Source organism: Lewinella sp. IMCC34191, from assembly GCF_003390935.1.
Taxonomy (GTDB): Bacteria; Bacteroidota; Bacteroidia; order Chitinophagales; family Saprospiraceae; genus Neolewinella.
Window position 1 is genome coordinate 455886 of sequence record NZ_QNQZ01000001.1, and the last position, 14018, is coordinate 469903.

The 14018-nt window shown below is 58.0% G+C and carries 10 protein-coding genes; 5 read left to right on the forward strand and 5 right to left on the reverse strand.

Annotated elements, in window-relative coordinates; translation table 11 throughout:
- Positions 1–69: 69 nt before the first annotated feature.
- A complete protein-coding gene (locus DRW39_RS22770; RefSeq protein ID WP_255419225.1) occupies positions 70–198 on the forward strand; it encodes a hypothetical protein in 129 nt (42 codons plus the stop codon).
- Positions 199–211: 13 nt separating this feature from the next.
- Here DRW39_RS22770 and DRW39_RS01865 read toward each other — a convergent pair whose 3' ends face one another.
- The 3 genes from DRW39_RS01865 to DRW39_RS01875 all read right to left on the reverse strand — a co-directional run bounded on the left by DRW39_RS01865 (position 212) and on the right by DRW39_RS01875 (position 5744).
- Positions 212–1021, reverse strand: coding sequence for an SH3 domain-containing protein (locus tag DRW39_RS01865; protein WP_157975861.1), 810 nt, complete (start codon positions 1019–1021; stop codon positions 212–214).
- A 262-nt stretch (positions 1022–1283) separates the two neighbouring features.
- A complete protein-coding gene (locus tag DRW39_RS01870; protein WP_116105282.1) occupies positions 1284–2693 on the reverse strand; it encodes a RagB/SusD family nutrient uptake outer membrane protein in 1410 nt (469 codons plus the stop codon).
- A 30-nt stretch (positions 2694–2723) separates the two neighbouring features.
- The gene (locus tag DRW39_RS01875) at positions 2724–5744 is read right to left on the reverse strand and encodes a SusC/RagA family TonB-linked outer membrane protein (RefSeq protein ID WP_116105283.1); all 3021 of its coding nucleotides are present in this window, start codon (positions 5742–5744) and stop codon (positions 2724–2726) included.
- 293 nt (positions 5745–6037) lie between these two features.
- Between DRW39_RS01875 and uvrC the strand changes: the two genes are divergently transcribed.
- Positions 6038–7876: an excinuclease ABC subunit UvrC gene (gene uvrC / locus DRW39_RS01880; protein ID WP_116105284.1), complete on the forward strand. Its 1839-nt coding sequence runs from the start codon at positions 6038–6040 to the stop codon at positions 7874–7876.
- A gap of 100 nt (positions 7877–7976) precedes the next feature.
- Here uvrC and DRW39_RS01885 read toward each other — a convergent pair whose 3' ends face one another.
- Positions 7977–9455, reverse strand: coding sequence for an SLC13 family permease (locus DRW39_RS01885; protein WP_116105285.1), 1479 nt, complete (start codon positions 9453–9455; stop codon positions 7977–7979).
- A 166-nt stretch (positions 9456–9621) separates the two neighbouring features.
- Here DRW39_RS01885 and DRW39_RS01890 point away from each other — a divergent pair, with 166 nt between their 5' ends.
- Entirely contained in the window at positions 9622–11439 is a 1818-nt protein-coding gene (locus DRW39_RS01890) for an alpha-amylase family glycosyl hydrolase (protein ID WP_116105286.1), read from the forward strand.
- A gap of 3 nt (positions 11440–11442) precedes the next feature.
- On the opposite strand, the gene DRW39_RS01895 is transcribed toward DRW39_RS01890, so the two are convergent.
- Complete coding sequence (locus DRW39_RS01895) at positions 11443–12822, reverse strand: S41 family peptidase (protein ID WP_157975862.1); 1380 nt, start codon at positions 12820–12822, stop codon at positions 11443–11445.
- A gap of 165 nt (positions 12823–12987) precedes the next feature.
- Here DRW39_RS01895 and def point away from each other — a divergent pair, with 165 nt between their 5' ends.
- Both def and DRW39_RS01905 read left to right on the forward strand, forming a co-directional pair.
- A complete protein-coding gene (gene def / locus DRW39_RS01900) occupies positions 12988–13614 on the forward strand; it encodes a peptide deformylase (RefSeq protein WP_116105288.1) in 627 nt (208 codons plus the stop codon).
- Between the two features lie 77 nt (positions 13615–13691).
- On the forward strand, positions 13692–13976 hold the full coding sequence (locus tag DRW39_RS01905) for a TIGR03643 family protein (protein ID WP_116105289.1): 285 nt from the start codon (positions 13692–13694) through the stop codon (positions 13974–13976).
- The last annotated feature ends 42 nt before the right edge of the window (positions 13977–14018 follow it).

Genomic DNA, 14018 nt, shown 5'->3' on the forward strand with positions numbered 1-14018 from the left:
TTCCCCATCGTAGGTCCTTATGCAACCCCCCGGCCAGCTGACGGGTTAGTATACTTCATTATCCGACGTATGCCGTATCTCGCTTTTCCCCAGATTTTAGGAGGTTACACGCCCACCGCGTGGCTCGTTTTCGCGGCTATCGTAGTGGTCGTGCTGCTAATCATCCGGTACTTCTACCTGATTCTCCGCGAAGAGTAGAGCGGAAGGAAGGTTACTGACCCATTGGGATCTCCTCCCATTCTCCGGTGGCCATCTCCGGTATGCCATCCAGCTGGCTGTAGTGCCGGGGCATGGCCTGACTTCTCCGGTAACGAACCGGTGGCTCTACGGTATAGTCGGTGACGGTTTCCGTCAGGCGGTAGCTCGGGTCCACGGCGAATTCGAGGATACGGGTCTTCAGGTCCTTACCGGTCTCATCAGTTAGAATGTAATTAGTCTCGTATCCGTATTCCCCCACCTCGGTGCGCTGAATGGCCAGTTGCTGTCCGTCCTTGTTGTATACCCGCCGGGTGCGGATGGCATCTCCGCCGCTGGTTTCCGTCACCGGTGACGCGTCCCAGGACCGCAAGTCGAACCGCCCGAAGTAAGGCAGTTCGAAGTTTTCCGCGCTACGGTAGCCCATGACCCGTTGCTCGCCGCTCCGCAGGATAGCTCCCCCGTACACCCAGCCCGTTAGGTTGTCGGCCGTACGGACCTCGCGCCAGGGCTCTTCGAAAACGATACCGCGCATGACGAGTACCTCCGCTTCCTCCGATTCTTTTCCGGTATAGGTCAATGGCGTACCCGCGGCGACCTGCGTGACGATTTCCGCACCCCGCTTCGGTTCGGCGCGGACGAACAGTCCGTCTACCCAGGCGGTCATTTTATCGCCTGCTTCCGGTTCCGGCTGGCTCGCCGCTTCCGGTACGGTATCTCTGGCTTCCGTCGTAGCGGGCTCGGTTTGCTCCGTTGGCTCATCCGCGTCGGAGCCGCAGCCCAGAAGTGAAAGAAACAGACAAGAGAGGAGGAATGCAGTACGCATGTGAAGCATAGGGGTATGGCCTTTACGGGGCGCAAACTTAATCACTGGTTTTCAACTCCGGACCGTTGGTTATCATACACTCGGCAGATCAGGCGGTCGAATACGACGGGACTGTCAGCCCTTTCAGAAGAGGCGGGCGGACTATCCGGCAATACGCCCGGACGTGGTAAACGCTAGCGAGCTTCTACAACGAACCAGGGGTGACACGATATACGCGCCACCCCCGGCCGGGTAAAAACAAATTTGGTTAATGGGGCTGAGATTAATAGTCGTCGTTCTGGGTAATATTGGGGTTGTTGTCCAGTTCCGCCCGGGGAATCGGATTGATCAGTTGGGGGTTATTCCAACTCACTTCTTCGGTTTCGAACGTGCGGTACTTGGTCCAGCTGCGTTGCCGGCGCATCAGGTCGAAGACCCGGTCGCCCTCAAAGGCCAATTCCTTGCGTCGCTCATCCAGGATGGCATCGATGAGATCGTCACCGCTTAGATCGTCACCGGAGAAAGCGGCATCGCGCTTTGCGGCGACGGCGGTTAAGTCAGCGATTGCCCCTGACTCATCGTCAAGTTCGGCACGTGCTTCCGCCCGAATCAAATAGATGTCGGAAAGGCGAAGGATCTTGACGTAATCCTCCCCGGTTTCACCCTCCGGGTATTTTCCTTCGGGAAACAGGGCGTCTTTCTCCCCGTCGGCGCGGTCGCCCCGAATAAGGAACTGCCTGCGGTAGTCCGTTTCGCTATACGCCTCGAACAGGTCCTCCGTGGCCAGCACGTCGCCGTATCCATCCTGGTCGATGATGCCGCCGATGGAGTTGGTCCCGGAATTATCGGTAGGGGAAAACGACAGCGCGAAGATGTCTTCACTACCGAATACCGATCCCCAGGATCCGAACCACTCATCGGCGGAAGCGTAGAGGGTGTAGTCGCCGCTTTCAATAACCGAGGTGGCCATGGCTTCGGCTTCCGTCCAGTCTTCCTCGTACAATTTCACCTTGGCCAGTAGCGCGCGGGCGCCGTTGACGGAAAAGCGCCCGTCGGTATCTTCGGTCATCAAGCCGATAGCGGCCTCCAGATCCGCGGTTACCTGGGCGTAGCCGGCAGCCACCGATTCCCGGGCGGGCGTCACGATCTCACCCGTGGTGCCCTCATTATTGAAGGGAACGCCGGCGCTCGCGCCACCGTCGGAAGAATAGGGTGGGGCGAAAAGCCGAAGCAGGTTCCAGTAGTTGAGGCCCCGGATAGCGTAGGCCTCGCCCAGTAACTGGTTCGCCTCGTCTTGCTCGGAGGAAAGAAAGGTGGTTTCGGGAACGCGGGTAATGATATTGGACGCATTGACCACCACGGCGTAGTGGCTCGACCATTCACTGGCTACCCGGCCGTTGCCATCGGTTAGCCCATATTCGTCAAAGCCGAGAAAGCGGCCCGCGTTTTTGCTGCTGATGTAGGCGTTATCGGCGCGAAGGTCGGGGATCAGCGGAAGGTCCCATCCGTAGATGTTGGCCCCCTGCATCCGGCTGTACAGCCCATTGACGGCGGCGTTCAGGGAATTGAGGTCTTCGACGGCGTTGTCGATCGAAAGCGATTGCTGGGGCGTCTGCTCCAAAAACTCGTCGGAACAGGCCGAAAAACAGAACAGACCCATTCCCAGCGTTAGGGCGGAAATTGAAAGTTTCATAAAGCTTATATGTGATAGTGGGGAGTGGGGTTAGAAGGAAAGGTCAAGGCCGAAGGTGACGGTCCGCGGGATGGGAATTTCCTGGTCGATCTGGCCGTCGGAGTCGGTCCGCGGATCGCGTTCCAACCGGTCGTCCTTGGTGAAGATGGCCAGGTTGCTGGCCTGGGCGAACACCCGCACGTTGCCCATCTTGAGGGGGTTGCGGAGCGAGGCCGGCAGGGAGTAGGACAGCACAACGTCACGGATCGACAGGTAACTGCCGTCGTAGAGGAAGCGGGTCGACCGGGACTGCGAACTGCGGTTGTCGCCCAGAATAAACTGGGGGGTATCCGTTACGTCACCCGGTTGTTGCCAGCGTCGATTGTAGATGGAGCGGGCCAGGTTTCCGGTGGTGGAGAATCCGCGTTGTCCGTCGGTGTGGGTATAGCTGGACCACACGTGTAGGATCTGCGAGCCCCAATTGTAATTCAGCTGCACGGCCAGGGACACCCCCTTGAAGCTGAAGGTATTACGCATTCCGCCGTAGAAACTGGGGTCGGCGGCACCGTGCTCGTACAGTTCGGCGTCGTTGTATTCGGTGGTCGTTTCCGCTTCCGTCTCGTCAATGTACCAACGGGGTTCGCCGGTTTCGGGGTTTACGTTGGCGTATCCGCGCATGTACCAGGTGTTCCATGGTTGACCCACCGCCCGGTAGTAGGATCCGTCCGCGAAGTCGCCCTCCGGCAACGCGATAACCTCGTTCCGGTTGCGCGTAATGTTGAAACTGGTCGTCCAGGTAAACCCGTTGCTGGGGCTAAGAACGTTCTGGGTTTCCAGGCTGACCTCGATGCCGCGGTTTTCGAGCTCGCCGATGTTGGAGTTGATCTCCGAAACACCGTTCACCCGCGATACCGGACGCTCGAAGAGCAAAGACGAGGTACGGCGGGAATACAGGTCGACCGTCAGGCTGACCCGGTTGAAGAGACCCAGGTCCATCCCTACGTTAAAGGGTTTGTTGACTTCCCACGTGAGCATGGAATTGGCCAGCTGATCGAGCAGGATGCCGGGGTTACCCATATAGTCGTCCCCCGTACCGTAGAGCCCGCGGGAGGCAAAGTTGCCAATGCCCGCCTGGTTGCCGTTTTGTCCGTAGCTGCTGCGCAGCCGCAGTTGATTGATAATCCGGTTCCCGGCCAGGAAATCAAAGCGTTCGAGGTTAATGCCCACGCCGAACGAATAAAAGTTGGCGTAGCGGTTGTCCGCCCCGAAACGGGAGGATCCGTCGCGGCGGTAGGTCCCGTTGGCGTAGACCAGTCCTTTGTAGTTGTAGTTGCCCATGAAGAAATAGCCCACCAGGCTGTTGGTGGTCTTCGACTGACCGGCGCCTACCGGATTGGAACCGTTATCCAGCGTTGTCAGGCTGGGGAAAGCGAAGTTTTCACTGGTGGCTTGGGTGAAGTCGCGATCGAATTGTTGCGCTTCCATCCCCAGGGTCAGATCGATGCCGTGGGCGTCGTTGAATCGTTGACGGTACTTCAGCATGTTCCGCGCCATCCAGTTGTTGCGCATGTCGTGGTCCGATTCGGCGTATCCGTTACTCGATGCACCGGTGCCGAAATCCGGAATGAAGAAAGTTTCGTCGCTGCCCCGGATGGAGTTGTAGCTGAAAAACGGCTCGTAGGTCAGTCCATCGATGAAGGGAAGGTCGACCACGGCGCTGATTGATCCGAGCAGGTTGAGGATGTTTGACTTTCGCTTGTTGAGTGTGCTCTCCCCGACGGGGTTGTAGCCCGAGTTAATGCCGATGTTATAGGACCCATCTTCTTCGTATACCGGTTCGACGGGCACGAAGCGGAAAATGGAACGTACGGGGTTCGCGAAGGCGCCAGCGTCGGCAACCGTACGCTGATCGGTGTAGGACAGGCTGGTATTCAGGTTCAGTTGGAACCAGTCGGTCATATCCGAGGTGAGGTTAAGGCGCGAGCTGTAGCGTTCGAAACCGGTACCGATGATGGTACCGTCGTTGTTCTGGTAGCCGGCACTCAGGAAATAGCGCGACTGGTCGGTCCCGCCACTGGCCGATACGTTGGCGTTAGTGAAACTGCCCTGCTGGGTGATCGCGTCAAACCAGTCCGTATCGACGGATGGGTCGTCTATGCGGTCGGCAATGATTTCGTTCGCCTCGGCTACATCGGCCGCATCGCCGGCGTTGATGAGGCCTTCGCGAATCAGCTCGAGGTATTCCGATGAATTCAGGGGGCGGATTTTGTCGGCGAGGGAGACGTTCGAGAATCCGGACTGGACGTTTACGTCCACGCGGGTGGCGCCGGCTTTACCTTTTTTGGTCGTGATGACGATGACGCCGTTCGCCCCACGAGATCCGTAGATCGCGGTAGCCGAGGCATCCTTCAGTACCTGAATGTCTTCGATGTCCTGCGGATTCAGACCGGCCAGGGGAGTGCTCGTCGTACTTTCATTGCCGACGTTGCCGGTAAAGACGGGGATACCATCGATGACGTACAGCGGGCTGGAACTCGCGTTGATCGATCCGAGACCGCGAATCTGTACGGACTGGAAGGCACCGGGCTGACCGCTACCCTGGGATACCTGAAGACCGGCTACGTTGCCCGCCAGACTCTCCTGGAAGTTGGTCCGGGGTACGTTTGCGAAGTTTTCGGGAAGCACTTTAGTGGCGGCGCCGGAAAAGGTACTGAGGTCCTGACTGCCGTATCCGTTATCCACTACGACCACCTCCTGCAGCAATTCGGCGGAAGGCGATAATTCGATTTCCAGGTAGGGATTTTGTGATGTAATATCGAAAGTCTGTGAACCGAAGCCGGTGTAGGAGACGATGAGCGTCGCCTGGTTGCGTGGGATGTCCAGTGTAAACAGGCCGTCAATGTCGGTCACGGTACCGGTGGAGGTACCCTCGATTAAAATGCTGGCACCTATTACGGAGGTGCCTTCATTGTCCGTGATCAGACCGGATGCGGTAAACTGCGCGTGGCTCACCGCCGAGAGCAATAGGAAGAGGGGAACCAGCAGACTGCTGGGTGTTGTTCGAAGTTTCATGACTGGCAAGTGATTAGGGGTTACGAAGACTAAAATTGTTCGCGGGGGTGGGGCGAACTCGCTATGGCGGAAAAGTAGAACACAAAGGGTGCTAACCCATATCTGGGGATGATAAAGCAGGTGTAATTTGGGACGTACTTTGTGAGCGCTAAGCTTTGAGAGAGGAGCGATACACCCAGTAATCAAGCCAGATAAAGGAACATATCTTGTGATCGCTAATCTGATTTTTGGCGGCCTCTTTTATCCTGCGCTCCGCCGCAAAAACGTTTTGCCGGGCAAGCCGTTATTGCAGCATGAAGACGGAAGATTTCAAGCGTATCGCCGACACCGTACCGCGCCAGCCGGGCGTGTACCGCTTCATCGACGCCGAAGACCGCATTCTGTACGTGGGGAAAGCCAAGATTTTGCGCAATCGGGTGGCCAGCTACTTCGGAGACCGTAAAGACCGCCTCAATCGGACCCGGGTGATGGTGAAGAACGCCGCCCGTCTGGAGTTCACCATCGTGGAAACCGAGGCCGATGCCCTGCTACTGGAAAACGCGCTGATCAAGACGCACCAACCGCGGTATAACGTCAACCTGAAGGACGATAAGAACTACAGCTACATCTGCATCAAGAACGAGCGTTTTCCACGCGTCTTCATCACCCGGCAGGTGCGGCGAGACGGGAGCTATTACTTCGGTCCGTACACCAGCAAGGGGCGGCTGAAGATCATCTTGGACCTGGTCAAAACGCTCTTCCCCCTGCGCACCTGCAACCTGAATCTGAGCCCGGAGAACATTGCCGAGGGGAAGTTCAAGGTGTGCCTGGAATACCACATCAAGAATTGCGAAGGCCCCTGCGTCGGCGAAGAAAGCGAGGAGTCCTACAACGAGAAGATCGAGCAGGTCAAGAATATCCTGAAGGGCAACTTCGCGGAGGTGAAGCGGCACTTCCAGGCGGAGATGGAAGAACTGGCCGAGAATCTCGAGTTCGAGCGGGCGCAGCAGATCGCCGATAAACTGAAGGCCTTCGAAAAGTACCAGAGTAAGTCGACCATCGTCAGCACCAGCATCCGCGACCTGGACGTCTTCGGGCTGGCCATGGACGAAAAAGAGGCCTACCTCAACTACATCAAGATCGTTAACGGGGCCGTCATCCACACCCACACCCAGGAGATCGAGATGAACCTGGACGACGACGAGGAAAGTCTGCTCAGCTACGCCATCCCCGAGCTGCGGGAGCGCTTCAACAGCATCGCGCCGGAGATCATCCTGGCCCACGAGCTGGATTTGAGTGGTATTGAAGCCACCGTGACCGTCCCGAAAATCGGCGACAAGAAAAAACTGCTCGAACTAAGCGAGAAGAACGCCAAGTACATGCTCCTACAGCGAAAGAAGGCTCGCATCAGCCACGCCAACCGGCAGACGCCCGCCGAGCGCATTTTGAAGCAAATGCAGAGCGATCTACAGATGGACGAGTTGCCGATGCACATCGAATGTTTCGATAACTCGAATATTCAGGGGAGCAATCCCGCCAGCGCCTGCGTGGTCTTTAAAAATGCAAAGCCGAGCAAGAAGGACTACCGCCACTATAACATCAAGACGGTGGTGGGCCCGGACGACTTCGCGAGCATGAAGGAGGTCGTCCACCGGCGCTACCGCCGCCTAATGGATGAGGGAGAGCCGCTGCCGCAGTTAGTTATTATCGACGGCGGCAAGGGCCAGCTGAGCCACGCCATGGAGAGCATCGACCTGCTCGGGCTGCGTGGGAAGATGACGGTGGTCGGCATCGCCAAACGCCTCGAGGAGATCTACTTCCCGGACGACCCGGTGCCCCTCCACATCAACAAAAAATCCGAGTCGCTCCGCATCATTCAGCAGGCGCGCGACGAGGCCCACCGCTTCAGTCTGCGCCACCACCGCAACAAGCGCAGCAAGGGCATGATCCAGACCGAGCTGACGAACATACCCGGAGTGGGGGAGAAGACCGTCCAAAAACTCATCAGCCACTTCGGAAGCACCAAAAAGGTCAAGAACGCCCTGGCCAGCGAGATTGCGGAGGTCACCAACCTGAGCACGGCCAAGAAGGTGCTGGATTACTTCCGGCGGCAGGAGGTAGCGGCTGGGGAGGTGCCTAAGGATCGGGGGTAGGTTTTAGGGGATAGGGGATAGGTTATAGGGGAAAGGGTGGCGCCAGGTTGCCTACGATCTACCTGCTATATCCTATATCCTATTCCCTACCCACTACCCCCTAAAGCGCATCCTCCAGCCGTACCGGGAAGGTGAACGGATCGAAGCCCCACAGCCAGGGCAGGAGGAAGTATACGAAGAGCAGGATGACCACGATCGAGGCCACGTTCATCCAGATACCGCGGCGGACCATGTCGGGAATGCGCAGGTAGCCCGAGCCGAAAACTACGGCGTTCGGTGGGGTGGCGACCGGGAGCATGAACGCGCAGGAGGCGGCGACCGTGGCCCCGACCAGAAGTATATACGGGTGCACGTTCAGCGTCAGGGCCATTGGCGCTAGGACGGGCAGCAGCATCGCGGTAGTGGCCAGGTTCGAGGTGATTTCCGTGAGGAAGTTCACGCTGGCCACGATGATGAGCAGGAGGACGAAAAGGCTCATCCCGTCCAGCAGGGCGAGGCGGCCGGCGATCCAGGCGGCGAGGCCGCTGGTCTCGAAGCCGGAGGCCAGGGCGAGTCCGCCGCCGAACAGCAGAATAATCCCCCAGGGAAGTTGCACCGCTTCTTCCCAGGTGATCAGCATCCGCTCGCGATTCTTGGTGGGAAGTAGAAAGAGCACGAGGCCGGCGGCAATGGCGATGATCGTATCGTCCAGCGCGGGCAGGAAGCGGGTAAGGATAAGGGAACGGAGGATCCAAAGGAGCGCGGTGGTGACGAAGACCACCAGCACGATCCGTTCCTCGTAGCGTACCGGGCCAAGCTCCCGCAGCAAGCGCCGTACCTCTTCCCGACCACCGGGGAAATCGCCGCGCTTAAATGGGAAAGCGATGCGCGTCAGGTAGAACCAGCAGATGAAGAGCAAGGTAGCGGATACCGGTACCCCGAATTTCAGCCACTGCGCGAAGGTGATCTCCACGCCGAAGGTTTCCTCGACCACCCCGGCCAGTACCAAATTGGGGGGCGTGCCGATCAGGGAAGCGATGCCGCCGATGGAGGCGGAATAAGCGATGGCCAGCATCAGGCTCTTCCCGAAGCGCTGGTTCTCGTCTTCCTCCGTCGCGGGGTTGTCGCGCAGCTGGGTCACGATGGCCAGGCCGATCGGAAGCATCATCACCGAGGTAGCCGTATTGGAGATCCACATGGACAGCAGCGCCGTAGCCAGCATGAAGCCCAGGATGATGCGGGAGATGCTGGTCCCGGAGAGATTGATGATATTGAGCGCGATGCGTCGGTGCAGGTTCCACCGCTCGATGCCGATGGCCAGGATGAAGCCGCCGAGGTAGAGGAAAACGTATTTGTGTCCGTAGGCCGAGGCCGTTTCTTCCAGGCCTCCGGCGCCCGTGAGGGGAAAAAGTACGAGGGGAAGTAAGGCCGTCGCGCTGATCGGGATGACCTCGAAGATCCACCAGATGGCCACCCACATGGTGCAGGCCAGCACCGCGTTCGCCTCCGCGCTCAGATCGGCCGGGTGGTAGAACATGCGGACCAGCACGAAAGCCAGCGGGCCAGCGAGCAGGGCAAGCGTTTTTGGGAAATCCTTCATGGCGGTGAGTCTCCGCACAAGAAACGAAACGGCGGGCTTACCGCTATGCCGCGCTTTGGGCGGCGGAGCGCAGGTAAAGAGCAGTCGATTATCCGGCGGGTTTTTTAACGTCCCAAACCCTTATCAATCCGGAACACGTGCTTCTCAGCAGCGGTTATATACCTTAATGATAGCAACAGCAAAGGCACCCCTGGGTGCCACCATTCTGGACGATGCCGTCCACTTCAGCATCTGGGCACCCCACGCTAAATCCGTCGCCGTCACCGGCGATTTCAACAAATGGAAAAAGAAGGGCACCCCCCTGGAGCTCGCCGATGATGGCTCCGGAGAGTGGTCCGGTCTCGTTTCCGGCGTTAAGCCCGGCAGCGAATATCAGTTCGTCATCGTCGGTGCGGACGGAGAAACCCGCCAGCGGACCGACCCCCGCGCCCGCCGCGTCACTAACTCGGTAGGAAACTCTATCGTCTACGCGAATGACTTTGACTGGGAGGATGATGAGTTCACCATGCCCGGCTGGAACGAGCTGGTGATCTATGAACTGCACGTCGGCACCTTCAACGTGAAGGAAGAGGGACGGCCCGGCACGTTCGACTCGGTCATCGAGCGACTTGACTTTTTAGTAGACCTGGGCATAAACTGCATCCACGTCATGCCGGTCTGCGAGTTTGCCGGCGACTTCAGCTGGGGCTATAACCCCGCCCATCCTTTCGCGGTAGAGGAAGCCTACGGCGGTCCCGATGGCCTGAAACGGCTGGTGAAGGCCGCACACGAGCAGGGCATCGCCATCGTACTTGACGTTGTTTACAATCACTTCGGCCCCAGCGACCTAGCCCTCTGGCAGATCGATGGCTGGAGCGAAAACGATAAAGGCGGTATCTACTTCTACAACGACTGGCGCAGCAGCACCCCCTGGGGCGATACGCGTCCGGACTACGGCCGCGAAGAAGTCCGCAATTACCTCCACGACAACGCCATGATGTGGTTGGAGGAGTTCCGCTGTGACGGACTTCGGATGGATATGATTCCCTACATGCGCCACGTGAGCGGGGGAGAGGGCGACGACGACCGGCTGGAGGAAGGCTACAGCCTGCTGCGTTGGATCAACTCTTCCATCCGCGAGAAATACCCCCAGAAAATTACGGTCGCCGAAGACCTGCACGGCAACGCTTTCGTTACCGACGCGCCGGAAGACGGCGGATGCGGCTTCGGTACGCAGTGGGACGGTGATTTCGTCCACCCCGTTCGGGAAGCCATCATTACCGGGGAGGACAGCCATCGCAGCATGGAATCCCTGCAGCACGCCCTCCTTCGCCGGTACTCCGGAGACGCTTTCAGCCGGACAGTCTACACCGAGAGTCACGATGAGGTCTCCAACGGCCGGGCCCGTGTAGTCGAGGAGATCGCCGGTGAGGACGAAAAAGTGAACAACTACTACAGCGTAAAGCGGGCCGCTCTGGGTGCAGCAATGACCCTGACCGCACCCGGCGTCCCGATGCTTTTCCAGGGACAGGCCTTGCTCGAGGATAAATGGTTCAGCGATCAGGATCCGCTGGACTGGACCCGACTCAAGAAATTCGGGGGCATGCGCGATATGTACCGCGACCTCATCCATAAGCGCCGTAACCTGGAAGGGAACACGCGCGGTCTACAGGGGCAACACACCCAGGTACTTATGGCTGACGACCAGGATAAGGTGCTCGCATACTTGCGTTGGTACGACGATCCTGCCCTCGACGGCGTGCTGGTCGTGCTCAACTTCAGCAACACCACCTTTGACGGTTACGCCATCGGCGTCGACGCACCCAGCCGCTTCAAACTGGTCTTCAACAGCGATTGGTCCGGCTACAGCGACCACAATGTCGATGCGCCCACCTACGAGGATATCTCGACCGAGACCGTCGGACAGGATGGCCACGATAATCGGATCGTGATCAACCTGGGGCCTTACGGCGCTTATATCCTAGCCCTAAACGCAGCGGATTAGGCTTTATTCGCGCAGCCACTCTAAGGCATTTTTCAACGGCCGGTCGCTGACCACGTCGGGTGGTATCGCCCGGCCATATAGATGTTTGTCGCGGTCGGCGTATACGGATACCGTAAGGTTGATGATGGCTCCGTCCGGCAGGTGAAACTGGCCGTTGCTAGTTGAATAACCTCCGGTGGGTTGGCCAAAGCTGCGGCAATTGGCCAGCCCGCGAAAGGCTACCGTCACTACCTCGCCCGAACTGGTGGTATTCGGACCGGTGAGTACGGCGATTTTTGGCGTGTCCACTGGCTTGACTTCGTCTTCGACGCTGACTCGGGCTACGGAATCCAGGTAGCTGGTTCCCGCGCGGTACGACCAAGGCTCCGCCAGGTCGTCACCCGGCTTAATAAAATATCCACAGATGCCTTCTCCCAACAGCGGACCGACGCCGGCCAGCATGGGCCAGCAGTTGCCCCCGGTGTTCTCGCGGAGATCTACTACCCACCCCTTGAGGCCGGGTCGATCGAGTTGACGAATAACCGATTGGAGTGCGGAAGCGTAATACCCGAGCGTAGGTTCGTGGCCGCTATTTATGAAGGGGACGGTCAGGTAGGCAACGTCCTCATCAATCCAATGCCCTTCACTGACTACGATGGAGGTATCGGGCCGGATATCCGATTCCTGAGCCGGGTCGCCCGATGACCAACGGCTGGCCGTAGCGGGGTCCAGTAGGAAAGAATGCGGATTAATCTCCCGAAGGGCCCATTGCAGGATGGGATAGATGTCGGCCGTAAGCCGAGCATTTACGGTGAAGCCGACCACGCGTTCGTACAATATAGCCCAATCTATATCTTCCTTTCCCAGCGCGTTTTCCGAGACAATGTCAAAAAAAGTGTCCAGGTAAGTTCGGATGGTGTCCGGCGGAGCAAGTTGGGGCGGAATCAAATCTATAGACACTTCACCAAAGTTGGCTGTCCCCTCTCCGATAAGGAAGCAACCGATGCGAACCGAATCCATGCCCGCGGAAGCGAGAAATCGGATGGAGACTTCCTGCCAATCCGTCTGTCCGGTCAAGCCAGGACTGGCGACGTAGTTGATCGATAGATTGCTATCCGACTTCCCATAGGCGTAAAGGAAAGCACCCTGGCCGCGTACCTCTTCGGTGCGAATCCGCGCGTTGATTTCATAAACTCCCGTTTCTTCCGCATTTACGGGGAGTTCCCGGTATACTCCACCGCTGCCGTAACCGGTAAAGGGGGAGCTAATGCGGATGACCGTGCCCCCCGAATCGGGGTCCCGGACCGCGAAAGTTGAATCGATGAGGCGGTTAGCGGTCCAGGTTGCGGCGGGAAAATCGGATATGGTCGACGTCGATGTCGATGGCGATTGAGCCAAAAGCATGCCCATTGAACAACCGAATAGTAAGATCAAGACGCAACGTACACGAGCCATGTCCCAAAATACGTAGTGCGTACCGATGACCGATCTGCAACTTCAAGACAGGTCGGATCAACTACCCTTTTGTGCTTCACGCGCACTTATCTTCGGAATCAACTGAACCCGGTTATGGTAACAAAATGTACCTTCTTCTTCCTGGCGGTAAGCTTACTCTTCCTCACCGGCTGCGCGACCGTCAGCCCGGCGGGTTTTACCGAGGAGCAACAGGTGATGATCCGCAACGGAGACGCCCAAACCCCCATGCGAGTATTCAAGATCACGAGTGAGTCGGACTCCACCCTGTTGCGAACGCCCAGCCTGCCGATACGGGTCGACAAGGACGATCCGCTACTGGAGCTCTTCGTCGACCGGCTTTTTGCGACGGTGCGGGACAGCCAGTCACTCGGGCTAGGCATCGCGGCGCCGCAGGTGGGTATTCTGAAGAACATCATCTGGGTCCAACGGCTGGACAAGGTCGAAGAGGATATGCCCTTCGAAGTGTATCTCAATCCCGAGATCGTAGAATACTCCGCGGAGAAGCAAATCAACCGAGAGGGCTGTCTTTCCATACCCAACCGCAACGCCGACTGCGAGCGATCCCAAACCATCGTTTTGGAATATGACCGGATGGACGGCAGCCACGCCCGGGAAACGGTATCCGACTTTACCGCCGTGATCTTTCAGCACGAAGTCGATCATCTCAACGGAATCCTTTACCTTGATCACCTAGCGGAACACCGGCGAGCCGTGCCTTAAAAGGGCTAAATCCGCCTTCGCGAGAAAATTAGTACGACAGGGCCGCAACCAACTTCAGGGGATGCCATTACACGGGTATGCCCCACGAACTTAGTTTGCGCGACACGGACCGGATTATCGAAATGGCCTGGGAGGATCGCACCCCCTTCGGGGCGATCGAGTACCAGTTTGGTCTTTCGGAGGCGGAGGTCATCGAATTGATGAGGCGGGAACTCAAGCCCGGCAGCTTTCGGAGATGGCGCAAGCGGGTACAGGGCAGGAAAACGAAGCACGAAGCGCTGCGCCGCGATGCAGTTGGTCGGTTCAAGTCCGACGCTCAGCGGCAGATTACCTTTAATAAGATCTCCAAGAAGAAGTACTAAGGCTTGGCCGTCCTTGCTGATGATTCAAATAGCGGCCCTGAA